The organism is Sphaerospermopsis torques-reginae ITEP-024 (assembly GCF_019598945.1).
GTDB lineage: Bacteria > Cyanobacteriota > Cyanobacteriia > Cyanobacteriales > Nostocaceae > Sphaerospermopsis.
In genome coordinates, this window is sequence record NZ_CP080598.1 from 431,988 (window position 1) to 455,986 (window position 23,999).

The 23,999-nt window shown below is 37.1% G+C and carries 21 protein-coding genes, 2 tRNA genes and 10 pseudogenes; 20 read left to right on the top strand and 13 right to left on the bottom strand.

The features are described 5' to 3' along the window. Nucleotides 1-142: 142 nt before the first annotated feature. Entirely contained in the window at nt 143-1,279 is a 1,137-nt protein-coding gene (locus tag K2F26_RS01860; protein ID WP_220610141.1) for a citrate synthase, read from the bottom strand. Between the two features lie 112 nt (nt 1,280-1,391). After that, the gene (gene sixA / locus K2F26_RS01865) at nt 1,392-1,886 is read right to left on the bottom strand and encodes a phosphohistidine phosphatase SixA (RefSeq protein WP_220610142.1); all 495 of its coding nucleotides are present in this window, start codon (nt 1,884-1,886) and stop codon (nt 1,392-1,394) included. A gap of 123 nt (nt 1,887-2,009) precedes the next feature. On the opposite strand from sixA, the gene arsM reads away from it, so the two are divergent. The 5 genes and pseudogenes from arsM (at nt 2,010) to K2F26_RS01890 (ending at nt 6,319) form a co-directional block, all read left to right on the top strand. Further along, a complete protein-coding gene (gene arsM / locus K2F26_RS01870) occupies nt 2,010-2,978 on the top strand; it encodes an arsenosugar biosynthesis arsenite methyltransferase ArsM (protein ID WP_220610143.1) in 969 nt (322 codons plus the stop codon). A gap of 404 nt (nt 2,979-3,382) precedes the next feature. Next, nucleotides 3,383-4,372, top strand: a complete 990-nt coding sequence (gene arsS, locus K2F26_RS01875; protein ID WP_220611743.1) for an arsenosugar biosynthesis radical SAM (seleno)protein ArsS — start codon at nt 3,383-3,385, stop codon at nt 4,370-4,372. Nucleotides 4,373-4,808: 436 nt separating this feature from the next. Next, nucleotides 4,809-5,075, top strand: a pseudogene (locus K2F26_RS01880) (ISLre2-like element ISCst1 family transposase); the annotation flags it as partial. A 182-nt stretch (nt 5,076-5,257) separates the two neighbouring features. Beyond that, nucleotides 5,258-5,428: pseudogene (locus K2F26_RS01885) on the top strand (ISLre2 family transposase); the annotation flags it as partial. Between the two features lie 378 nt (nt 5,429-5,806). Then, nucleotides 5,807-6,319 carry a hypothetical protein gene (locus K2F26_RS01890; protein WP_220610144.1) on the top strand — a complete coding sequence of 171 codons (513 nt, stop codon included), beginning with the start codon at nt 5,807-5,809 and terminating at the stop codon, nt 6,317-6,319. A gap of 222 nt (nt 6,320-6,541) precedes the next feature. On the opposite strand, the gene sir is transcribed toward K2F26_RS01890, so the two are convergent. Further along, nucleotides 6,542-8,455 (bottom strand): sulfite reductase, ferredoxin dependent, encoded by a 1,914-nt coding sequence (gene sir, locus K2F26_RS01895; RefSeq protein ID WP_220610145.1) that lies wholly within the window; start codon nt 8,453-8,455, stop codon nt 6,542-6,544. 477 nt (nt 8,456-8,932) lie between these two features. Beyond that, nucleotides 8,933-9,469, bottom strand: a complete 537-nt coding sequence (locus K2F26_RS01900; protein ID WP_187041093.1) for an autotransporter outer membrane beta-barrel domain-containing protein — start codon at nt 9,467-9,469, stop codon at nt 8,933-8,935. 233 nt (nt 9,470-9,702) lie between these two features. Between K2F26_RS01900 and K2F26_RS01905 the strand changes: the two are divergent. Then, nucleotides 9,703-10,119, top strand: a pseudogene (locus K2F26_RS01905) (ADP-ribosylglycohydrolase family protein); the annotation flags it as partial. 235 nt (nt 10,120-10,354) lie between these two features. Further along, a pseudogene (locus tag K2F26_RS01910) lies at nt 10,355-10,585 on the top strand (ADP-ribosylglycohydrolase family protein); the annotation flags it as partial. 97 nt (nt 10,586-10,682) lie between these two features. Here K2F26_RS01910 and cutA read toward each other — a convergent pair. From cutA to K2F26_RS01925, 3 genes and pseudogenes are all read right to left on the bottom strand, one after another. Continuing rightward, nucleotides 10,683-11,015 carry a divalent-cation tolerance protein CutA gene (gene cutA / locus K2F26_RS01915; RefSeq protein WP_367890322.1) on the bottom strand — a complete coding sequence of 111 codons (333 nt, stop codon included), beginning with the start codon at nt 11,013-11,015 and terminating at the stop codon, nt 10,683-10,685. Between the two features lie 2 nt (nt 11,016-11,017). Continuing rightward, complete coding sequence (locus K2F26_RS01920) at nt 11,018-12,007, bottom strand: helix-turn-helix domain-containing protein (RefSeq protein ID WP_220610146.1); 990 nt, start codon at nt 12,005-12,007, stop codon at nt 11,018-11,020. A 162-nt stretch (nt 12,008-12,169) separates the two neighbouring features. After that, nucleotides 12,170-12,436, bottom strand: a pseudogene (locus tag K2F26_RS01925) (Npun_F0813 family protein); the annotation flags it as partial. A gap of 494 nt (nt 12,437-12,930) precedes the next feature. Here K2F26_RS01925 and K2F26_RS01930 point away from each other — a divergent pair. Together K2F26_RS01930 and dcd are read left to right on the top strand one after the other, a co-directional pair. Further along, nucleotides 12,931-13,003: transfer RNA gene (locus K2F26_RS01930), tRNA-Arg, on the top strand. Between the two features lie 123 nt (nt 13,004-13,126). Further along, on the top strand, nt 13,127-13,678 hold the full coding sequence (gene dcd, locus K2F26_RS01935; RefSeq protein WP_220611745.1) for a dCTP deaminase: 552 nt from the start codon (nt 13,127-13,129) through the stop codon (nt 13,676-13,678). 258 nt (nt 13,679-13,936) lie between these two features. Here the strand turns inward: dcd and K2F26_RS01940 are convergent. Next, a pseudogene (locus tag K2F26_RS01940) lies at nt 13,937-14,242 on the bottom strand (ISH3 family transposase); the annotation flags it as partial. A gap of 693 nt (nt 14,243-14,935) precedes the next feature. Between K2F26_RS01940 and K2F26_RS01945 the strand changes: the two are divergent. The 9 genes and pseudogenes from K2F26_RS01945 (at nt 14,936) to K2F26_RS01985 (ending at nt 19,149) form a co-directional block, all read left to right on the top strand. Beyond that, a tRNA-Val gene (locus tag K2F26_RS01945) sits at nt 14,936-15,009 on the top strand. Nucleotides 15,010-15,140: 131 nt separating this feature from the next. After that, nucleotides 15,141-15,299, top strand: a pseudogene (locus tag K2F26_RS01950) (VOC family protein); the annotation flags it as partial. A gap of 86 nt (nt 15,300-15,385) precedes the next feature. After that, nucleotides 15,386-16,000: pseudogene (locus tag K2F26_RS01955) on the top strand (transposase); the annotation flags it as partial. Between the two features lie 203 nt (nt 16,001-16,203). Further along, complete coding sequence (locus K2F26_RS01960) at nt 16,204-17,811, top strand: IS1634 family transposase (RefSeq protein ID WP_220608157.1); 1,608 nt, start codon at nt 16,204-16,206, stop codon at nt 17,809-17,811. Nucleotides 17,812-18,033: 222 nt separating this feature from the next. Next, nucleotides 18,034-18,165, top strand: a complete 132-nt coding sequence (locus K2F26_RS25100; protein WP_302850058.1) for a DUF1308 domain-containing protein — start codon at nt 18,034-18,036, stop codon at nt 18,163-18,165. Nucleotides 18,166-18,167: 2 nt separating this feature from the next. After that, nucleotides 18,168-18,461, top strand: a complete 294-nt coding sequence (locus tag K2F26_RS01970; protein ID WP_220610147.1) for a DUF3349 domain-containing protein — start codon at nt 18,168-18,170, stop codon at nt 18,459-18,461. 11 nt (nt 18,462-18,472) lie between these two features. Next, a pseudogene (locus tag K2F26_RS25395) lies at nt 18,473-18,646 on the top strand (DUF6887 family protein); the annotation flags it as partial. Nucleotides 18,647-18,727: 81 nt separating this feature from the next. Beyond that, on the top strand, nt 18,728-18,913 hold the full coding sequence (locus K2F26_RS01980; protein ID WP_246605588.1) for a hypothetical protein: 186 nt from the start codon (nt 18,728-18,730) through the stop codon (nt 18,911-18,913). Between the two features lie 83 nt (nt 18,914-18,996). Continuing rightward, entirely contained in the window at nt 18,997-19,149 is a 153-nt protein-coding gene (locus K2F26_RS01985; RefSeq protein WP_220610148.1) for a DUF6887 family protein, read from the top strand. Between the two features lie 211 nt (nt 19,150-19,360). Here the strand turns inward: K2F26_RS01985 and K2F26_RS01990 are convergent, their stop codons facing one another. From K2F26_RS01990 to K2F26_RS02000, 3 genes are all read right to left on the bottom strand, one after another. Continuing rightward, nucleotides 19,361-20,143 carry a reverse transcriptase domain-containing protein gene (locus K2F26_RS01990; protein WP_220612030.1) on the bottom strand — a complete coding sequence of 261 codons (783 nt, stop codon included), beginning with the start codon at nt 20,141-20,143 and terminating at the stop codon, nt 19,361-19,363. Between the two features lie 540 nt (nt 20,144-20,683). Further along, entirely contained in the window at nt 20,684-21,100 is a 417-nt protein-coding gene (locus K2F26_RS01995; RefSeq protein ID WP_220610149.1) for a type II toxin-antitoxin system VapC family toxin, read from the bottom strand. After that, nucleotides 21,097-21,318 (bottom strand): hypothetical protein, encoded by a 222-nt coding sequence (locus K2F26_RS02000; RefSeq protein ID WP_220610150.1) that lies wholly within the window; start codon nt 21,316-21,318, stop codon nt 21,097-21,099. The genes K2F26_RS01995 and K2F26_RS02000 overlap by 4 nt, the downstream gene beginning before the upstream one ends. A 117-nt stretch (nt 21,319-21,435) precedes the next feature. Here K2F26_RS02000 and K2F26_RS02005 point away from each other — a divergent pair. Continuing rightward, nucleotides 21,436-21,708: pseudogene (locus tag K2F26_RS02005) on the top strand (hypothetical protein). A gap of 80 nt (nt 21,709-21,788) precedes the next feature. Here the strand turns inward: K2F26_RS02005 and K2F26_RS02010 are convergent. Then, complete coding sequence (locus tag K2F26_RS02010) at nt 21,789-22,541, bottom strand: TspO/MBR family protein (protein ID WP_220610151.1); 753 nt, start codon at nt 22,539-22,541, stop codon at nt 21,789-21,791. Nucleotides 22,542-22,742: 201 nt separating this feature from the next. Here K2F26_RS02010 and K2F26_RS02015 point away from each other — a divergent pair, with 201 nt between their 5' ends. Then, nucleotides 22,743-23,069 carry a DUF760 domain-containing protein gene (locus K2F26_RS02015; RefSeq protein WP_194056888.1) on the top strand — a complete coding sequence of 109 codons (327 nt, stop codon included), beginning with the start codon at nt 22,743-22,745 and terminating at the stop codon, nt 23,067-23,069. A 175-nt stretch (nt 23,070-23,244) separates the two neighbouring features. On the opposite strand, the gene K2F26_RS02020 is transcribed toward K2F26_RS02015, so the two are convergent. Further along, nucleotides 23,245-23,748, bottom strand: a complete 504-nt coding sequence (locus K2F26_RS02020) for a pentapeptide repeat-containing protein (RefSeq protein WP_194056886.1) — start codon at nt 23,746-23,748, stop codon at nt 23,245-23,247. Nucleotides 23,749-23,999 lie beyond the last annotated feature (251 nt).

Below are 23,999 nucleotides of genomic sequence, written 5' to 3' on the forward strand. Positions count from 1 at the left end.
ACAGTTATCAATCTGTCCACTTGAGGGCATGAATCCACGATCTCAAATCTAAAATTGGGTATTTATCACCTAATTACTAGGGAAATACCTCCTAACTGTCACCTGTCACCTGTTCCCTGTCACCTGTCACCTTTCCTACTGGTTAACGCTTGTCTATGGAAATGTAAGGAACTTCGTGATTACCGTTGTAAATTTGGGTGGGTCGGAAAATTCGGTTTTCTTCCAGTTGTTCTTTCCAGTGTGCTAACCAACCTGCAACACGAGCGATCGCAAATACTGGTGTAAACAAGTCTGTAGGAATTCCCATCTTCCTATACACTAAACCAGAATAAAAGTCAACGTTAGGATAAATTCCTTTACTGCCAACTTTTTCGGCCATTACCCTTTCTACTTCCAGGGCAATTTCATAAAACTTGTCGTAGCCGAATTTCTCGAACAATTGCACCGCTAAACGTTGTAATATTGTGGCTCTAGGATCTTTTACCTTATACACGCGGTGTCCAAATCCCATGATTTTCGCCTTTCTTTGTAGACGATCTTCTAAGTAAGGACGGACGTTATCTACAGAGCCAATTTCCTCTAACATCTGAATTACTTCTTCGTTAGCGCCACCGTGCAATGGTCCGCCTAATGTCCCTACTGCACTAGCTACAACTGCATAGGGATCGGTTAAGGTGGAAGCTGTGACTCGCGCACTAAAGGTAGAAGCATTCATTGTATGCTCAACGTGCAGAATTAAGCAGATGTCAAAAATCCGCGCTGCTAGGGGGTCAGGTTCTTTTTCGTTGAGCATATACAGAAAGTTGGCTGCATAATCTAAGTCATCCCTGGGTTTGACTGGATCATTTCCTTTCCGCATCAACTGGAAAGCCGCAACCATTGTGGGAATTGTCGCTACTAAGCGGACTACAGAATTACGAATATAGACAGGATTATGTAAGTCACGACGAGAATAAAATAAACCCAAGGCAGCAGCAGAGGCTTGAAGCGCATCCATTGGATGACCGCTTTCGGGAAAAGATTTCATCATGTCCCGAATACGGTATTTTATCCGTCTGTGGGCGTTAACTTCACTCTCAAAATCTATCAATTCTTCTTTGCTGGGCAGTTTTCCCCAGATGAGAAGATAAGCAGTTTCTAGGAAGGTACTTTTTTCTGCTAATTCTTCGATCCGAATGCCCCGATACTCTAGTATTCCCTTTTGCCCGTCTACATGACTAATGCTAGACTGGGCTGCGGGAACGCCTTCTAAACCAGGCTTATATTCGCACACCGTCATGGCTACACCACTTGCTTTGTGAAATATCTGAACACGCTAACTTACCAGAGATCCTTTTCACTATAACAGTTGCCGATTTAACAACTATTTTATGCGAAAGCTCGAAAAACTGTTATAGTAGGTACTTGGGGGGTGTCAACCAGAACATTTGACTACGACCCACAGGAGAACCATCATCTGGTACTTTTATTCCGATCATACCTGCTTTTTTAAGGACGAGTTGTTCTTTTGCTTCACCCCAAAGGAGAATTTCTGCCCAACTGCTTAAACAGGGTTCATGTCCTACCAGTGCTAGTTGGGTGTTTTGGGTATATTTTCTCGGTTCTAACCAGTCTTGTAGCCAGCTATGAATATCGCCTTTAAAGCTGAGATGATCTGAGGTTTCTATTTGAGAACTTAATCCAGCTTGAATAAGTATTTCTGCTGTTTGTTGGGCGCGGGTTAAAGGACTGGTAAGGATTAAATCAAATTTTAAACCTAGTTTTATTAATCTTTGGGCTACTTTTGCGGTTTTTTGTCTGCCTTCTTGGGTGAGCGATCGCGCTTCATCTTTTAGCCCTAGTTGATGTTCTTCGGCGATGCCATGACGGATTAAATATAGTTCCATAAATTTTCTACTGTAATCACCGTAATCACTGTAAAAATCATTAAAATCTTCTCAGAATATATGTCAATATATTATATTAATATGCAGAATGAATATATACAAAGTTAAACCCAAAAAACAGCAATGACCTATTTAGAAACCGCAGCCCAATTTTACAGCGAAGTTGCCCAAACACCAGAAGTAGGACTTTGTTGTGTCCAAAGTACACCCCTGCAACTACCAGGATTAAAAATTCCTTTAGTTATGCAGGAAATGAATTATGGCTGCGGAACTACCGTTCATACTAACGAATTAGCAAACCAACCTACAGTATTATATGTTGGTGTCGGTGGTGGTTTAGAAGCCTTGCAATTTGCCTATTTTTCCCGTCGTCCCGGTGCTGTCATTGCAGTTGAACCAGTAGCAAAAATGCGAGAAGCTGCGAAAAGAAATTTAGAAATTGCTGCCCAAGAAAATCCTTGGTTTGATCCTATTTTTGTGGAAATTATTGCCGGGGATGCTTTTAATTTACCTGTAGATGATGCTGCTGTTGATATAGTTGCCCAAAATTGTCTTTTTAACATCTTTGAACCTGCCGATTTAACCCGCGCTTTAACAGCAGCATATCGGGTATTAAAACCAAGTGGTAGATTACAAATGAGTGACCCCATTGCTACCCGTCCTATTCCTCAACATTTACGACAAGATGAAAGATTAAGAGCAATGTGTTTATCCGGTGCGCTCACTTATGAAGAATATACACAGTTAATTATAAATGCTGGATTTGGACAAATAGAAATTCGCGCCCGTCGTCCCTATAGATTATTAGATAAACAAACTTATAACCTGGAAGAAAATCTACTTTTGGAAAGTCTTGATTCCGTTTCTTTTAAGGTGCAAATTCCTGAAGACGGTGCTTGTATTTTCACAGGTAAAACTGCTATTTATGCAGGTTCAGAATCATTTTTTGATGATGGAGCAGGACATATTTTACAAAGGGGTATTCCCGCCGCAGTTTGTGATAAAACGGCTGCTAAATTGGGAGATTTGAAACCAGAAGAAATCATGATTACTGATTCTACTTGGTATTATGATGGTGGTGGTTGTTGTTAAGTAAGCATTCAGCATTCAGCCTTCAGCAGTCAGCCATCAGCTATTTACCTGAAATATTGAAATACAAATAATGTAAAGAAACAGATGCACATAACATTTCTAAGATTACAACGTCTGAATCCGGGGTATTGGCTAATTACTGATTACTTATAGCTGAATGCTTACAACCTATCTAACTGTAGGTAAAAGCTAATTACTGATTACTGATAGCTGAATACTTACGTTGTTAAGGGCATTTTTTAGCAGTATATTCTGTGTTTTGTAGTTGGGTGTTTGATAATTTTTCAGATTAACTAACCACAGAGACACAGAGAACGCACAGAAAGAAAAAGTAGGCGTAGTTCATGAATTACCCCTACGCAATCATCGGAAAGTTTTAATATTAGGGTTTTTAGGTATTAATGATGGTAAAAATAGCGGTTACTCCTTTTCACAAACAACTCAGTTCACCTTTAGTTAAGCAAAAAATCCAAGTTTTACAAGTCAATCTCGGTAAACGTTGTAATCTTGCTTGTTCTCATTGTCATGTGGAAGCAGGACCTAAAAGAACTGAGGAACTTTCTCTGGCAACTTGTTTGGAGTTAATTGAATTCATTTATAAATTCCCAGAAATTAAAATTGTTGATTTAACTGGGGGCGCTCCAGAAATGAATTTTGGTTTTAAGCCATTAGTAGAAGCTGCTAGGTTAGCGGGTAAACAAGTTATTGTTAGATCAAATTTAACAATCTTTTTTGTCGAAGGTTTTGCAGATATTCCTGAATTTTTAGCGAAAAATCAAGTTCGTGTTGTTGCTTCTCTTCCCTGTTATTTAGCTGATAATGTGGATAAAATGCGGGGTTATGGTGTTTTTGATCAGTCTATTAAAGCTTTACAATGGTTAAATAAATTGGGTTATGGTCAAGATGCAAATTTAATTTTAGATTTGGTGTATAATCCTCAGTTACCAAAGGATGAAAATTTTTCTTTAACTCCAGATCAAAAAAATCTTCAACTAGCTTATAAAAATTTCTTACAAGAACATTTTGATATTGTCTTTAACAACCTTTTCACTATAACTAATATACCTGTAGGGAGAACCAAGTTATATTTAGAACGTAAACATCTTTATGATCGATATTTGCAATTTTTAGAATCACATTTTAACCCTGACACGATTGATAATTTAATGTGTCGTGAAGAAATTTCTGTTGATTATTTGGGTAATGTTTATGATTGCGATTTTAACCAAATGATGAATTTACCTGCAAGACCTCAAAATGGTCAACCCCTGACAATTAGGAAATTATTAGAAGCTGGTAGTTTAGATATCATCAAGGAAGTACAAACTGCTGATTATTGTTATGGTTGTACTGCTGGATGTGGTTCTAGTTGTGGTGGTGCTTTAGTAGAATAAATCACTGATAGCTGATAGCTAAATCCTCAAATAACCTGTTACTAAAAAAAATCTGTTACCAAAATTGATACGAGCGTCCCCATTCTTGATTTGGTGGTCTATGATGGAGTTAGTTAAGCTCCTCACACCATACCGAAAGCCGTGACACCAACTAATTTGGTTCGCGGTTTTTTTATTGTACAGTGACTAATTATTTGTCATCAGTGACAAATTCATGTCATGATGCTAAATTGTTGTCGTTTAAGATGTAATTTTTGCTTTTGGCTTGCTAGTGACAAATTCATGTCGTTGAAAATAAACACCTGACTTAGTATTTGGCAAAGATTACAAACCTAATATACCTCATGGGAGCAATGCGATTTTGTGGGATGACCCCACCGGGAGAGCGATCGCTAAATAGATATTAAGTAGTAATTAGCAATTTAATACAAGATTATTGCATAAGCTTTCTCAATCAGAATTGGCTCATCAAACAGCAATAAATCAAACCAAAGGTTATTGGCATCCCAAGACAAAAAGACACGGTTGTAGAAAAAGAGAAATATTAACAGTAGGTAATGTTTTAGTAACACTTAAATTACCTTATGTCGTCAACAGAAAAGAAAAAAATCCTGAGAAAAATAAATTGAAAAACCAAGGATTATGTCCCTGGTTAAAATGGTTAGGAATGTCAGAAGGTTTAACCCCATTAGTGTGGTCAACCGATTTTGGATTTACGATTTTGGATTTTGGATTGACTCCACCCTCAAGTGTGGAGCTTGAAAATTTTGGATTTGGGATTTACGTTAGCGAAGCGTACGCAGCGCAGCGAGTATTTTTCCGTCCTGAAGGACGGGGCTTGTAGCAAATGTTTTTAATCTAAAATATAAAATCTAAAATTCCCGGTCAAATATTGCCAAATATGGCGCAATAGGTAGTTCATTTGAAGCTGCACAAACAATCTGATCAGATTGGGGAATTGATATGAGTCTCAAACGAATTGAACGACTCACATATAAATTCGGTAAAATTGGTATTGACTTACGTCAATCTCAAATAAATAAACTACAACAGGGTATTAGTTTCAGTTTGAGGTTTGTATTGTCATCATCAATACTTGCCGTCATTATCTTGACGTAGGCTTTTTATTTCTATCAATCTCAAATCATTGCTGTGTAGTCTTTTTGGGATATCTCAAGAAGATAAATTTCTGTGGCTTCTTTTGCTTAAATTGTTTTTATTTTAACTAACTATTAAGACTTTTAATTTAGCGTAGGCGTAGCCCGCCGTAGGCATCGCTCTCCCGGTGGGGTCATCCCACAAAATCGCATTGCTCCCTTAGTAGATTCGGTTAATATGAATCAGGTTTTACTATTTAAGTTGTTTCAACTAACTTTTTAGTTTACCTAGTGTTCATTTGATTTTATTCAACCGCTTCTACCACTTATCGCTCCCATGCTCACCCATCACCGCAAACCTGTTTGTTTATCAATTATTTCCACTGACTTACCAGTTTGGTCCGTAGTGGAAACTTCTGGAACATTATATCAAAAAGATACTGACAGATTTCACTTACTATTGACTGCACCACCTTTAATCAGTTGTGAAGTAGGAAATTTAAGCAGTCGAGAAAATCCTGTTCCTCAAACTAAAAAAAATGTTGAAATCCCCACAAGTCCCAGAATTTTGTGGTTGGAAATTTCCCCCTACCGAATCATTATGACTATGCAAGGTAACACTCAAGTCAGTTACCGACATTTCTGGGAACAGGGCGTTTATGGCATTAGTCGTTATTGGTTGCCTAATGAATCTTTGCAACCACACAAGCCTATTCGTTTACGTAACTTTACTAATAGCTTAAATCTTACCGGACAAAAATTCCCAGAACATCTGCGACTTGACTATGAATTGTGGTCGGAAAAGTTACAATTGGGACGTTATATACTCAATTTGGAAATTGATAACTAAATTAGGCTTATTGAGTCGTTTTCAGGTGAAACATTCTACTCTTTTTTTTCTCGTTTCTCGTTCCCATGCTCTGTATTTCTCGTTCCCATGCTCTGTATGGGAATGAATTTTAGAAGGCTCTGCCTTCTATTAAACGTAGAGGCAGAGCCTCTATGATGACATTCCCAGTCTGAGACTGGGAACGAGAGAAACGAGAGAAAACTTTTACGTGAGAATATCGTCCTATAAACTTTGGAAATATTTATCCAAAGCTTCGTGTACTAACTCTGTCATGGGTTTATTGAGTTTTTCTGCGGTTTCTTTGAGTTGGGAATAAACATCATCTCGTAAACTCACCCGATGACGTGATTTTCCGCTGCTGGTGGGTTCTCCTGGTGTGTAAGTGGCTGAAAATTCACGGATAGCATCAAAACCAATGCGATCGCAAAAATCCCCAAAGCTTTCTTTTCCTTTCCGTGATTTTTTAAAGAAGACAAAAATCGGCTCTAAAAAGCTTTCGATGTCGTTGTGGTGCAATTTTTCAATGATCGGTTGCGCTAACCGTGTTTGATCTGGTGAACCACCTAACCACACTTGATAAGATTCTGGTGCGCTACCTACAAATCCTAATTCTGCCATATAAGGACGAGCGCAACCATTAGGGCAACCGGTCATCCTTACCACAAAATGGTCTTTTTGTAAACCCACTTGATCTAATAAAGCTCGGATTCTTTCTAAAATACCAGGAATTGCTCTTTCTGACTCGGTAATAGCTAAACCGCAAGTTGGTAAAGCGGGACAAGCCATAGCATAGCGGGTTAAGGCGGCAATTTGACTAGGATCAGCAATAATACCGCATTTATCTAAAATTGCTTGAATTGCTTCTTTATCTTCTGGTGCAATATCGTAGAAAATCAGGTTTTGATTTGGTGTGAGACGAATAGGTAAATTAAACTGTTCAACAATTGTCCGCAAAGCGGTTTTGAGTTGAAAAGAACCTTCATCTTTTACCCGACCATTATCAATGGAAATACCCAAGAACAGTTTACCATCTCCTTGTTCATTCCATCCCAGAAAATCTTGATATTTGAATTTGGGTAATTGTTTGAAAGGTTCGACGGCTTTACCAAAGTATTCTTCCACCTTGCTGCGGAATTTGTCTACACCCCAATCATTGATTAAATATTTTAATCTGGCGTGTCTTCTGTCGGTGCGATCGCCATAATCTCTTTGAGTGGCAACAATTGCCTTGACGATATCATAAACATCATCCTTTGCCACATAGCAAATTGGATCAGCGACTCGCGCAAAGGTTTCTTCCTTATTGTGAGTTCTTCCTAAACCACCACCAGCAAAGACATTAAAACCTTGGAGTTCCCCTTTTTTATTGGTCATTACTACCAATGTTAAATCTTGGGAATACAAATCTACAGAATTATCACCGGGAACAGTTACGCAAACTTTAAATTTGCGTGGCATATAATGAGTACCATAGATTGGTTCTACGGAATCATGAACAATTGTCCCAGTGCCATTTTTTTGTCGTGCTGCTTTCACATCTGGGTGTTCTTCCGCACTAATAGCTTTTTCACCATCTAACCAAATTTCATAATAAGCACCGGTTTGGGGTGAAAGCAAATCAGCGATATTTTGGGCATATTCCCAAGCATACTGATATTCTGAGCGATTTTTAAAGGGTGCAGGGGGAGCCATAACGTTACGGTTAATGTCACCGCAAGCACCCAAAGTAGAACCAAGATTTTTGACAATAGTAGCGATCGCCGTTTTGAGATTCTTTTTCAAAATCCCATGTAATTGAAAACCTTGGCGGGTAGTAGCTCTTAACGTATGATTACCATATTCATCCGCCAATTGATCCAAAGCCAAATATAGCTGCGGTGGTACTAACCCACCAGGATTTTTTGTCCGCAGCATCATTTGATAATCTTTTTCCTGTCCCTTAACACGATTATCACGGTTATCCTGTTGATAAGATCCGTGAAACTTCAGAATCTGTATAGCATCTTCACTAAAATGGGTTGTATCCTGAAGTATTTCAGTCGCTACAGGTTCACGCAAAAAATTACTATTTTCTTTGATACCTTCGACTTTGGAAGGTTTACGGGTACTAACGGGAGAAGGCTCAGAGTTAACCATTACAGTAGTATGTTTGTAAATAATGCAGCAGTTAAAGACTAATTAGAAATTTAGCTATACTTTTTCTGCTGGTAGAACACCAAAAATTCCGTCGGAATTATGAATAATAACTTAATTTTAACACAGTGAAAAGCCGGCTTCATTAGTGATATCACACTTAACAAAACCAGCTATTTCAGTATTTTAGATTTGACACACTGCCCGCCCTAGAAGTGCGGAGATTCTGGTTTCAAACAACAGTTGCAGGAATCCCCGTCTTACACCGTCTCGCCCAACAGACAATGCCCTGCCTGTTTGCACTATTGTATCAAAAAGTCGCCTCCTGGCGAGGAACCTCAAACCCATTTTTTTGGTAAATCAACAGTCAGCAGGCAGGAGGCAGGAGTCAGAAGGCAGGGGAAACAGGGGAAGCAGGGCAGGAAAAGGAGGTTAATAACCCAATCACCAATCACCAGTCACCAATCACCAATCACCAACTTACTTAAAGCGATAACCGATACCACCATTAATACTAACAGCAGAAGCATCACTATTTTGATAAGCACCGAGACCTACTTTAGCGTTAGTGTAAACCAGGAAATTCTTAGTAACTTCAGATTCTACCCCAGCACCGACAACTACAGAATCTCTATTACCCAAAGGTGTGGGTTTACCGTCATTTTCTACGAAAGAATAGCCACCAGTGACAAAGACATTGGTTTTATTAGCAATGGGTAAATCTACAGAAACTTCAGGGATGATAGCAGCTGTTTCATCACCCCAGAGGACGTTACCCCGTGCGGAAAAAGGAGTATTTCCTAATTTTAAACGACCTGTGACATTTCCACCAAAGGTAGCATCATCGTTACCTTGTCCACCACTGGTAACACCAGCAGCTACACCAACACCAATATAACTAGCATCTGTGCCTTTTTGAGTTTCGGCAGCAGCTTTACCAACAGATAAAAATGCAGGAGTAATTACTAAGGAAGATAAAGCAGAAATTGTCACTAAAGACTTGAGTAAGCGTTTCATAAGTTTTACCACAATTTAGAAGTTTTACTGTTAAATTCTAAGTCGAATCGGAGATTGAAATGTTCCAGATGATTTGAAAATTTACTAACTTCATTGTTACTATTAATGCAATATGTTGAACTTATCGGTATTTAGTAAACTTTTGCATCCTTGGTTATAGTTACACTGCCATCTTTGAGTATTCCAGATGATCAGGTGACAGTTTACTAATCGTCACTGAGTAATATAAAATGATGATAAAAACTACAAAGATATTGTCTGGTTTGCTGGGTGTGTGTGTTGGTGATGCTTTGGGTGTACCAGTGGAGTTTACAAGTCGTGCAGAACGCTTAAAATCTCCGGTAACATCTATGTTAGGTTATGGTACGTGGAATCAACCACCAGGAACATGGTCTGATGACAGTTCTTTAACTTTGTGTTTGGCAGAATGTTTGTGTGATGGTTTTTCCCTAGATGCGATCGCTCAATCATTTTACCGTTGGTATAGTGAAGGTTACTGGGGCGCTCATGGTAAAGTCTTTGATATTGGTGGAACTACCAGACAAGCTATTATTAATTGGCAACAAGGAGTAACACCCCTAAAAGCAGGTGGTACTGGTGAAAATAGTAATGGCAATGGTTCTTTAATGCGAATTTTGCCAATGGCTTATCAATTGATAATTGACAATTGACAATTGATAATTGTTTCATTCAAGGCTTCCGCCGTGAGCGTCAGTGGTCACTGAGCTTGCGGTCACTGAGCTTGCCGAAGTGTCGAAGTGCCGAACGGTTTAAAACCTCCCCTTTCAAGGGGAAAAAACCCAAAAAAATCCGCTTTTTCAATCCTCTTCCTTTCAGGGAGAGGTCGTTGTCAATTGTCCATTGTTAATTGTCCATTATTGAAGGTGTTTCTTAAATAGCTCATCCTACGCCCAAGCTGTACTTAAAGCAGTTAACTTAGGCGGAGATACGGATACTACTGCTGCGGTGACAGGTGGTTTAGCAGGAATTTATTATGGTTGGGAAGGTATTCCCTCAGAATGGCTTGATCAAATTGCTCGGAAACAAGACATTATAGACTTGAGCAATCGTTTGTCATTATTTATAGGGAATAGGGAGGAAGATTTTAGATTTTAGATTTTAGATTTTAGATTGGAGTCAAGAAAAACATTCCAAAATCCAAAATCCAAAATCCAAAATTAATAACTCCTGACTCCTGTACATAACGAAAAGACTATTCTATTTGCATCTGTTCATTGATCCATTGCTGATAGTCAGTACCAGCAAGGAGAATAGGTAGAGCGATAATTTCTGGCAGTTGATAGGAATGAATTTCTCGGATTTTGGCTGCTAATGTAGAGAATAGCGCCAAATTAGTCTTAATCATTAACTGCCATTCATTTTTTTTGTGAATTTCTCCTTGCCATCTGTAAATAGAGTAGGTGGGTGACAGACTGACAGCAGCTGCGAGTTTAGCTTCGATCACAGTTTCTGCGATCGCCTTCGCTTCCTCTTCCGTGGCAGTTGTCACCATAACTACACCATAACCAGTTGGTTGCTGCAACATTGCTAAACCAGAGACAGAGAGTAGACTTGACCATCAATTAACAAGCGAGTGATACCTTTGGCTTGGAGATGGTTACTAGCCTTTTGCAGCATTCTACTGTCAGGGACTTTAATCACGCGATCGCGTTTGGTAGAAAAGCGTTTGGCCACGCGATGATTATCAAACACTGGCAGAGTTTTCTGCTGGGTTTCAATAGTAGGAATAGCTCCCAAGTCCCCAAAATCCTTGAGTGGTCTAGTAATTAATTCCGCAGAGCGATCAATTACCAGATAACAAGTTTTCGGCAAAGATGCCACCGACAAGGGTAAAACTTGAACTGCTCCTTCTCCTGGTCTACGTCTGGTAACTAGGGGTGTAGGTTCCTCAAAATCTTCGTCTTCAAAATCCTCCTCATCTTCAAATAAATCATCGTCTAAATCATCCAAATCATCAGACTCATCCAGTAAATCATCATCGAACATATTGCTGATGACGTTTTCTTCTGGCTCCTCATCCTCTAGTATGGTTTTGGGGATGCTCGGTATTTCAGGCGGCCGATGTCGGACGATTTCCAGATCCCTAGCTACCGGTAATTGTGGTTTTTCCGTGGCAGAAGAGCGTGTTTTCACCCTTCTAATAGCCGGGATAGGAGGTGGAATTTGTTCAGACTTAGGAGCCTCTTTCACCTCTTTGATGACCGTTTTAGGTGGTTCAACCTTGGGCAACTCTAAGCTAGGTTGATCACTGCTTACAGGTGCTGTTTCGATTTTTGGTGGTTGACTCAACAGGGGTAACTGCTCGTAACTTACCTGCGCTCTGCCTTCAGGGGTTCTGGCAGCGCGTTTTAAAGAAACAAGATATTCGTAATCTTCTTCGGGTAAGGTACTTTTAAGCAGTCGGCTAATGGTTGAGTTGCTTACTCCATAGCGTTCTGCCAAAGTCGAGGTAGTTTCGGCAGTTTCTCTATATAGCTTGAGAATTTCTTGTTTGTCTGAATCTGTTAATTTTCTCACGGTAGACACCAAAATTTGTTAACTGCGTTTGCGTCCACTGGTACGCCGCTTGAGGCTCAATGATGCTTCGTATTCCAGAGCAGCGCCCATACCAAATAACACTCCACTAAACACCCAGAACACTTCTAGTATGTCTCCACTTTGATAATTTGTAACATAGTTATGGCTACCTGTATCACTGTCTAGCTGTTCCAAGCGAATTTTGCCCCAGACGCTAAAGCGTTCGGGTTCTTCCAGCAAGACACAGGCTTTACCTCTATTGTCAGTCAGCGATCGCCACAGAGTTTTAGCTTCAACTTCTTGACTGGCTTTGAAAACACTTATCAGGCGAAAGGTTTGCCCCTGATAATGGAGGATCAGCACCTGCTGATCCCGCGTTGGGTGCTGAACGGTAGATATTTCAACATCCTGGCGTTTAAGAATAAACATGGCACTAGCAACTAACTCCTCACAGGGGCTGTTTTGATTTGGGATTTGTCTTTCATTTGGGCAAAATAGCCTAAAGTATAATAATTTATATTATGGTGAAATAAAATTAGACGTTTGCCAAATACTTTACCAAATATCTGCCAGATATCTGTATGAGAGGATTAGCACTCAAGGTAAAGTTACCCCTTGACCAATACCTTTGCCATTTTCCCGTAGGTTGGGTTGAACGAAGTAAAACCCAACGTATTTGTTGGGTTTCGTTCCTCAACCCAACCTACAAATCAAGATATTTTTGATTTTGGCGAAGGTATTGCTTGACATCTCAATATATCGTAAATACCTACTTGGTTTCGTTTTTTAGTTTACATCTACTGGTTCATGAGGTGATGGTTCGTTATAAAAATCGTTAAATATTTAATTCTATCTTGCTTTTTACTAGGAACAGCGTATATAATAATCAAGGATGGTTTGTTCAAAAGCCAGATACGAGTCTTGGGCGCGTAGCTCAGTGGATAGAGCAATTGCCTTCTAAGCAATCGGCCGCAGGTTCGAACCCTGCCGCGCTCGTTTACCAAGAATCAGAAAATTTAATGTTGGTTATTAATTTAGGATACCAATTCACGATATCCTATTAATTCGATTTGAGTTATCTGTGGACTTGTGATTAAGAACGATATCTGGATTACCGAAATGGCTCAAAAAGGTATGATTTCGCCTTTTGAACCTAGTTTAATACGTTATGTGGAAGATTTACCTGTAATTTCCTATGGTTTGAGCAGCTTTGGCTATGATATCCGTCTATCTCCCAATGATTTCCGTATTTTTAGGCATATTCCCGGTACTGTAGTTGATCCGAAAAATTTTAATCCTGAAAATTTAGAACCCACAAAACTACATACAGATGAAAATGGTAGTTATTTTATCCTTCCTGCACATTCCTATGGACTTGGTGTGGCTCTGGAAAAGCTAGAAATACCAGATAATATTACAGTAATATGTATTGGTAAAAGCACTTATGCACGTTGTGGCATCATTGCAAATGTTACTCCCGCTGAAGCGGCTTGGCGCGGTTACTTGACTTTAGAGTTATCTAACGCTTCTAGTGCTGACTGTCGTATTTATGCTAATGAAGGTATTGTCCAGTTAATGTTTTTAGCAGGTGAACCCTGTGGTGTTAGTTATGCTTCACGTCAGGGTAAGTATCAAGATCAGTTAGATGTTGTAACGCTGGCTAGGGTTTGAATTGAATTGTAACTTGAGTTAGATAATGGGAATCAGAGCAAATTTCAGTCCTCACTAATACCGATCTAAAAAGAATTTTATGTTTTGACGAAAGTCAGTGGATTCAAAAACCATTATTGATTCAACAGTAAACCAAAAAGTTTTTCTCCAAAGAGCGATCGCTAAGTATTATGGAGTGTCTAGTAATTTAAAGCACAAGAGTAGACAACAGTATATATAAAAAATACTTATTATTCTACTAACTAACAAAAAAAGATGCTAACCGTCAGGAAGATAAATAGCATCAACCACTTGATATTTACGTTCAATAGCTTGAGATAAAAAGGCTAACATCTGTTTGAGTGTAAAAAGTGTACGATAAATTAATTGGCTACCTTTCCTCTTTTGACTAATTTTGAGCCATAGAAGATTAACCCAAATATTAACTAGAGGAAAGGATATACCAACGAATAGTAACCTCAATACGGGATTTTTATTATTGGTTCTAATACGGCAAATATTCTTGATTCGGTAACTACTTTCAATCCCAAATCTTTGGCGATAATCCTGATAAATATACAGCAGTTTTGGAGTAAATGAGGTACACCAATTTTGGAGGGTAGTTTTAAAACTTGAAGTTCAATAGGTTACTGTACCTCATCAACCTCGAAACTGCTGTAAGATAAACTTGTGCGGATTTTATGGACAGCATAAACAAAGTATTAGATATCTCCGAAAAAGAATCAAATTATGGTATAACAAGGTAAAATCGTGTATCTACCCTGATGGTAAACCAGGTCCAAAAAGCGATATCAGCTTATTTGTCCGTCAAAATACCATTGTGCGTATCAAATCTTCCTTGTCTACTTTCCCCCCGTGTCTTCCAGGTCCTGCCTTAACAGATAATATTAAAAACCTACCCCTGTGAGGCAGTGGGGTCATCCCACAAAATCGCATTGCTCCCAGGAGAGTTGACCTGTATACTTCTCTCCAGGTAGGTTGGGTATTCAGTTCACCTGGATATACGAAACTTGTTTTCCACCACAGATGCGGGTTAAGTCAGAGTTTACTAACCATTGTTTTCAACTTGACTTGGTGGACTATAGCCTGTGTAAATTCTAAGCTTTGGGATTCTAGGATGTCAAGGTTGATTTACTGGTTAACATTTCTTAATACAGTTGTCTTGACTTATTTTGCATAAACTTGCATACTGGGAAAAGTGAAGTCACTTTTAGAGAACTAATTAAAAAGCTGAAAGGCTTACTAGTTAAAGGTTAAGGACGTATAGCTCAGTTGGTTAGAGTACATCGTTGACATCGATGGGGTCACTGGTTCGAATCCAGTTACGTCCATGTTTTTTATTTTACTTTAATTATATCTGCCCTTTGCTAGATTATTTTTCCGCTTTGACAAATTAATGATCCTTTTAGTTCGGTTAATCAATCTGTCAAGTAGTCAAATAATTTGGCAATCAACCCCCACCATGAACACAATCATATTTCACCTCGCCTTCCCTGTCACCAACATCGCCCAAACCAAAGAATTTTATGTTGATGGTTTAGGCTGCATCCCCGGAAGAGAAAGCCCCCATGCTTTAATTCTCAACCTTTATGGACATCAATTAGTTGCCCACATCACTAAAGCCCGGATTTCTCACAAAGAAAAAGAAAAAAAGGGTCAAAAACTGAGAAAATGTATATGTAGAAAGCATTTCAACAGTTATAAAGTATGACCCAAGTATCAACAGATTGTACACCAAAACAGTTCAAATTTGAAAGAGAAAAAACCCGCCCAGTAGTAGTAAATTTCCAAGGTGGGAAAGTAACATCAGATGCAGGACTAAGTTTAATTGCGGAGATAGACAGGAAACTACAGATCACAGCAAGACTAGCACAATGTTTCCAAGATTACAGGCAACCAAATAAAAGACAACATTCGATAGAAGACCTAATAGCACAAAGAATATATGGGTTAATCATGGGATATGAAGACCTAAACGACCATGAAGAACTACGTCATGACCCCATGTTTGCCATAGCAGTAGGAAAAAGAATAGGGCAAGAAAAAGAACCAGTAACATTAGCTTCAAAAAGTACATTAAATCGGTTAGAACATTGTCCTCTAAACATAGAACAGGGAGCAGAAAGTAGATATCATCGCATCGGACATTCTACCGCAGAAATAGAAAAATTATTTGTGAAAATATTCCTAGAATCATATTCTAGTGAACCGAAACAAATAATCCTAGACTTAGACGTAACCGATGATTTAGTACATGGGAATCAAGAACAAGTATTTTTCAACACATATTATGGAGCATATTGTTATGCACCACTTTATATCCCACATTCCGCACTTCAAAATGTAGTACATATACAAGTATCATAAGCAGCATAGAGTGTTAAACATAAATACGCAATCAAGAAAGTAAAAATATAGACTTTAATTCCCATTTGACTACTAAAGAGAAACTCATAAGGCATTGAGAATAAATTCAGGAAAAAATGAGAGAATGAGACTGAAGTACCTAAAAATGCCTTCATAATATGAATTACCAAACAGAAGAAATTGAGAGTAAAAACATAGATCACTTAGGAATAATCGCAGGAATAATAGATGAAATAGGAATAGTAGAAAAAATCAACGAGATATTTTCAATAGATATCAGAGAGAAAGTAAACACAGGAGAAGTAGTCAAAGCAATCATTCTCAATGGACTAGGCTTTGTATCAAGACCACTATATTTGTTCCCAGATTTCTTTAAAGACAAAGCCGTAGAACATCTAATAGGAACAGGAATAAAAGCAGAAGATTTAAACGACGATAAAATAGGTAGAGTCATGGATAAACTCTATAAATATGGATTAACTAAACTATTCTTAATCATTGCCTTAGAAGTAGTAAAGAAATATGGAATAGACACAAAATATTCCCATTTAGACTCAAGCTCATTACATTTACACGGGGAATATAAGAATTGCGTAAATAATCTAGAGAAAGAACTAGGAATAAATCGAGAACATCCAATAATGATTACACAAGGATATTCTCGTGACCATCGCCCAGACCTAAAACAATGTATATTAGATTTAATAGTAAGTAGTGATGGGGATATACCATTATTTTTTAGAGGGGCATCAGGAAACGAATCAGATAAAGCAGTATTTGCTCATATCTTAGTAGAATATTCTAAACAAATAGATTTTGAAAGTATCATGGTGGCTGACAGTGCATTATATAGCGAAAGTAATTTAAAATTAATGTCAAACATGAAATGGATAAGTCGAGTACCATTATCCATTAAAAAAGCAAAAAATTTAGTGAAAGCCTCCATAAATAATGAAATGAAAGCCTGTAAAATCAAAGGTTATAGCTATATCGAAGAGAAAGTATCTTATGGAGGAATAGAGCAAAGATGGTTATTAGTAGAAAGCGTAGAGAGAAAAAAAGCAGACTTAAATAAACTAGACAAAAAAATCCAAGAAGAGTTATTAAAAGCTAACAAACAAGTAGATAAATTAGAACAGGAAGAATTTGCTGATAAATCTTTAGCCGAGTTGAAAATCAAAGAAATAACAGCTAAATTAAAATATCATCAAATATCAGACTATCGAATTACCGAGACATTAAATCAAGGGAAAACAGCAGTTTATAGAGTGAAATGTAAATTAAGAGAAAATCAGGAGTTAATTACACAACAGCAAAACTCTTGTGGCAGATTTATTTTAGCCACCAATATTTTGGATGCTCAGGAGTTAGAGTCAGAAGAAATCCTCAAAATATATAAAGAACAACAATCTACAGAAAGAGGATTTAGATTTATCAAAGACCCGTTATTTTTCGCGGATAGTCTGTTTGTGAAAAATCCCCAAAGAGTAGAGACAATGATGATGTTAATGGCATTATGTCTTTTGGTTTATAATTTAGGACAAAGACAATTAAGAATGTCATTGAAGGCACAAAAAGCCACAGTTAAAAACCAACTGAATAAACCTACAGAATCTCCCACATTAAGATGGATATTTCAGTGCTTTCAAGGTATTCATCTTTTGATGGCACAAGGATTTCAACGAATTCTTAATTTAACGGAGTCGCATTGTCATATCTTGCAATTCCTACCTACTACTTGTCAAAAATATTATTTATTATCTTAGTTTTCTCTCTATTTTTACTATTTCATCGGTTATCTTTTTGATAACTGATTCCACACCTTGAATTAAATATTGTTATTGCAATAGCTTTTAAACACCTTCTAAAGCTCAACTTTGTGTGTCCATAATTTTGTTTTACATTGATACGTAATTGTTCAAACCATAAGTTTTAATTTACCGTCAATGTAGTTTGTTTATGCTACTTTTTGAAGTGCGGAATTTATTATTTTAGGTACAGGTGATCAACTAGGTATTGTCACCACCACAGCAGATGCAAAAGCAGTGAAAGCCGCTTCTGCTCAAGGTGTGGATTTTCTTGTATATATTCATCCACCTTTTCCTTTAACTGGTAATTAATCATGCAAATCACTATTTCACCACATTTACAAAGTACATATAAATTAATTCAATGTGCTTTTCCCAAGGGGATAGAATCACAAAATTATTTACCGCTTTTAGCATTACTAAGTGAAGAAATGTCAGATAGAAATTTAGCTGAAGTTGTAGCTAACTACAGTAGTAAAGAATATAGTGTTGTACTCAATGATATATATCGGGTACAATCAATTGATATACCTACAACTGAAGCAATTGATAATTTAAAAGAAAGATTGCTTATTTGTGGTTATGAACAGTGGCTTGAGGAAGGATAAAAGTAGGTGGTATGAATCAGCCTAATTTTAAATGTATGAATCTGAAGGAATTACGTGCTTATGTTTTATCGCATCGGGATGATCAAGAGGCATTTTCTTGTTATGTAGATAAGTTGAATGCTGAGGGAAATTGGGTGGAAATGTCGCCTTCTGCGTCTGTTGATGATTTGATTAATTATCCTGAGTTTTTGCAGCGTTTTAGTAATGAAAAGGGGTGTTGGGAAATCAAGAATAATTGGGAATTTACAGAAGTATGGATAGATCCGATGTTATCACCTCCATACATTCTGTTATTACTTTGTGATAGTGAGGGAAATTGTCAAATTTATGATCCTAAACAGGGTGATAAGGTTGTATTTTCTAGTAATAGTTATGAAGTTGCTAAGTTATGGTTATTGGAAGATGAATATGAACCAGTTGAAGGTAGGCTTTTAGCTGAAGAATTGGTGTAAGTTAGTAGATTTTTTGTTTCGCGCAAAGGCGCTAAGGAGCAAAGGCGCAAAGAAGAGTAAGAGATTTTAATAGAGGATAAATAATGACCTTAGTTAATTATCAAGCAATGACTCTGAAACAATTACGTCGTTATGTTCTCACTCATAGAGACAATATTGCGGCGTTTCATGTTTACTATCTAGTAGTTTGTATTGCTGAAGATATTTTTGATAAATGCAATCATCTTTTCCCTTAACCATACCTATAAACTCTATTTTTCCCCTTAATATCTGCGAAAATTTAGGCTTTTCTTTTAGAGGAGACCTTGGTGTTAATGAATATTTTTCAAAATACTCATTTTCCGCCGCTTCAATTCCAAACTTAGCCCACGCATAAAGCATAGCACGAACTTGACGCACATATTTTCGATTAGGATTAGGAAAAACATTAGTTGTTAGTCCTGTTACTTATTGATGATTACCTTTCACTTGAAGTCTAATTTTATGCTCATTTACCTCAAATCCATTTTCATGAATAATTGTTAGTAAATGATTACCAATAAAAACTTTTTCTGTATCTTCTCCAGTCAACACATATGCTAACTTATTAGGAAATTTAGGTAACGTTGTTGAAAAAGTAATATCATCTGCGTATCTTGTATAAGTAGCTTTACAATCTTTAGCCAACCTTTGTAATTGACTATCCATTTTCGCGCAAATCATATTAGTAATTATTGGTGATGTTGGTGCGCCTTGTGGTAATTGATTGTTATAACAACAAATTTGTGCTAGAACTGTTGCTACATCTGGAGGTAAATTATAAGGAGTAGCCATAAACATACCTCGCACCCTACCAAAATTAATAGAAGGGAAAAAATCTTTTAAGTCAATATTGAGAACATAGCGTTTTCTAGCATGAGCTTGAGCATTAGTTACAATATTTTTCCCATTTACGAAACCATGTACTGATGGCTTTGTTTGATATACAGCTTGTAAAACTTGATTAAGTTTTTTTTGAATAATTTTAATTGCATTTACCGGAGTTGATATCTGACGAGTACCACCAGATTTTTTGGGAATTTCAAAAGTTGTGTATCGATGCTCAGATGGAACAAGATATATATGATAGACAAGATGATCATAGGAAACTTCTACAAGGTTAGCTATATCTACAGGTCTTTTGAGATGGTAAAATTTTTCTCGCAAAGTTTTGGTACTTAGTTTTAGAAGTAACTTAGAATCTTGTTGCATTATATTCGTAATGAATAATGAAGAAAAAATATCACTTGGGGATGTATTCTAGCTTTACTGTCCCCCCCCGGCCTGTTCTTTTTTTCTGATTCCAGGAGAAGGAAAGCGAATAAGGCTAACCGTCAAATACACCGTCGCAGGATCAACAACGGAAATCAATACTTATTCCCGCAAGTGATTTAAGTAGCTAGTATAAGCAATCATCTAAATTTGATGATTCACATTTAGCTGTTATATATTGTACCGCTAAATGCACGCAAACAGTCAAGTAACAAATTTGTAAACTTTGTAAAGTTTAATCAAATAATTTTAGAGTAGGAAATATTGCGATCGCTCTTATTTAACAGTGTGATAAATGCGTTAGCGTAGTTTATCGAAGGTATTGCGTGATTAACTCAAATACTTGATATCATAAATAGTAAAAAGCCATTCCAATTCTTCAACCATGACAGAATTAATACAGCGTGCGATCGCTCTTAGTTAGATGATGGTGGAAGATGTGCGATCACTCTTAGTTAATATGGATGTAATGCGTCGCTTTTACTCTTGAGAAATATGATTTAACTCCCCAGGTAAAATCACTGGAATTTCTGAACCTAAAAATCCAGATACATCACGAGTGACAATCACATCTACCATTGATTTCATAGCACAAGCATACTGCACAGCATCCTCAAAATCTCGAAAATTTAAAGCTACTGCTGTTTCTAACATATTTTTATCAACCGCGCAAATGTGTAAATCTGTGAGAATTTGAGAAATTGCATCTTGAGCAACTGTTACACCTGCGGCTTTACGAATAATATAATAAATATTAGTAATTGTGGTAGCAGCAATAAACCCCGCTATCTCACCAGCATCAATTTTTGCAAATAAACTTGCTGCGTCTTCTACAAAAGGTTCTCGTTCCAGTAAAAAATCTAGGACGATATTCGTATCAATAAAAATTCGTTTCATTGGTATTTTTCAGTTAGATAAGTCGCATAATCTCCATTAATATTCTCATCACTAGAAGTATTTGCAGCTTTAGCAATACCACGCAGTCGAGATAAATTACCTTTCTTTGATGCTGAGATAGATTCTTGTTGAATTGATTCTAATACAGTTTGTACCAATTGCCAGCGTTCACTCATTGGTAACTGTAATACTTGTTTTTGCAATTCTTGTAATGTCATGAGAAGATATCCAAAATTATTTATTTTCATTATATATCAATTTAGTTTAAGAAGAAGGATAAATTTTATTATACATCCAGTATAATAAATATAATCACAAAACAAGGATGACATAAAATGCAAGCCATTCTCCTCAGCAGTGAAGAAGTTGCTAAACGTGCCAAAGAATGATATGAAAATAGCATTCGTTCACAGGTAGAAACTGAAGAAAATATCGGTAAAATGGTGATTATTGATATAGAAACTGGTGAATATGCAGTTGACAAAATAGGAATAGAGTCAGCGCGTTATTTACGGAATAAAAACCCCTTGGCTCGACTTTTTGGGATTCGTATTGGTTACAAATTTGCTGTTTCTTTCTGTGGGGATATGGAGCGTGATTATCGGTGATAAAATTCTGGTGTAAATGTGCGATCGCTCTTATTTTCTATAAACTAAAAAAGAGCGATCGCCTATCTGAAATTACCCCTCTACTCCTCCACAGATGCTAACTTTAAAGGATACAATGGCTCAGATCCATTTAATTGCCAAATCCTAAACACCAACGCAGAAGCTACAGTTAACCACACACAAGAAAAAGATAAAATTATCCCCGCTAAAGGTACTGTTTGCCAATAAATTGCTGTGACAATAATTGCAGATAACCAAGGTCCTAAAATCACTACAGGAACAGCAGCACCTAATCTGCGTTCTACGGTAAAAATTGTATTCCAAGTATCACCGACAGCTAAATGCACTACAAATAAAATGAATGGTAATACTAAGAATTGATGATTTAATTCTTGCCAAATTAACACAGAAGAAATCACTCGTAAAACTGCAATTAGCATCCAAACTATAGGAAATGCTAAAGGTGGGGGCGACCATCTAGGTCTAATGACTTGAACATAAGTTGTTTGAGAACGGGTATTATCTAAAAGTGAAAAAATCCGAGAACGAATACTTAATAAAGCGAAAAATAAGGCAGTAACTACAGTGGTAACCCAACTAGGAAAGGCAGAATTACTATCAATTAAATTGACTAACTTTTCCATTCCTAGTAATACTAGAATCATCGTTCCTATTTGTAGAATAGTCCCTAGTTTATAAACGATGACTGCTTTGATGTCTAGTTCTTGTGTTGCTGCTGATGTGTTGAGTGACTGTTTTTGATTCCCTGGTTTTACTCCCATTACCGTGTTGACAAACTTTTCCAGAATGCCGATATTATTAGTTTGATTCATGGTTGATATATTGCGAGTATTTTTTAGTAGTGTTCATAAATTATTATATGATATAATTCACAATCAACCGTAGTTATAAATAGTTATATTTTTTTACTTCCTGCTGTAGAATAAACCCATCTTCTCATGTTCGGTTTCTTTGACAACCAATTCAGACATATCTTGATAAATTGATAATCAAGCGAGTTGAAAGTAACTGCCATGAGTAATCTTTCCCATTCTCAGCCTGAGTATTTTGCACCACAAGAAAATAATGATCAGTTTTGGCAATACATACAATCTTTAAACCCAGAAGCAGTATCCCAACTATCTAAACCTAACTCACCAGAAGTATTAGAATTGATTCAAAAATCTATTGTTGCTATGTTAGGTAATTTGCCTCATGACAGATATAATACTATGATTACCACTAGCCGAGATGAATTAGGAAAACTTTTAGGTTCAGCGATGATTGATGGGTATTTTCTACGAAATGCAGAACAAAGATTAGAAATGGAAAAGACTTTTCAATTAGTAGATATTCAGTAAAAATTAAGGTTAAAAAGAGTTATCTGTTAGCTTCCATACCCGCCCAGAAATGAATTTCTGGGCTAATAACCAAAGTAAACTAAAGTTTACTAAAAATTTTCGGGTTATTTAGTCATCTTTAGATGACTTTTGCTATGAGACTGGGAATTAATTCCCAGGCGGGTTATGGTTTTACTTATCTACATCCTAAAGATTCACGAGTATCTACACCAGTTTTAGAATTAATACCACTAGCTTTAGCACAAAGTTTTTTAATCTCTACTCCATCTAAAACCGCGTTGGTAAAGTCCGCACCAGTAACATCAACTTTATCAAATATGGAACGCAACATCATCGCATCTGTTAATACTGCATCACTTAAATCAGCATTTTTGAACTTGGCTAAATAAGCAATACCTTGACTAAAATCTACACCATGTAAATTTACACCTTCTAATAGAGTACCATTAAACACAGCACCCCGTAAGTCAGCGTTGCTAAAGTTAGCGTTTTCTAGTTTAATGTTGGTAAATTCTTTACCTATTAAACTTTGTCCAGAAAAATCTTGACTTTCGACTTCATACCCCGCAGAACGGGTAATACTGGAAGAACTTGCTGCTTGTGCGGATAAGGGAGATACAAACAACACCACAGCTAAAACCACACTAGCGAGTATTTGCCAAATTTGCCCACGCTTCATAATTTTTGTTTAATAAATCTCAACAATTACACTATTAATTATTAACCCAAGTTGCTAGTTAGGAATAGGAGTCAGGAGTCAGGAGTCAGGAGTCAGGAGTCAGGAGTCAGGAGTCAGGAGTCAGGAGTTACAGGAGTTCAGGAAGCAGAAGTTATTAGTTTTGACTTTTGAGTGCATGACTTTTGACTTAATACTAGGATGGATAAATGTTGACTTGCGATCGCCCAAAATACCTAAAATACCAAAAAAAC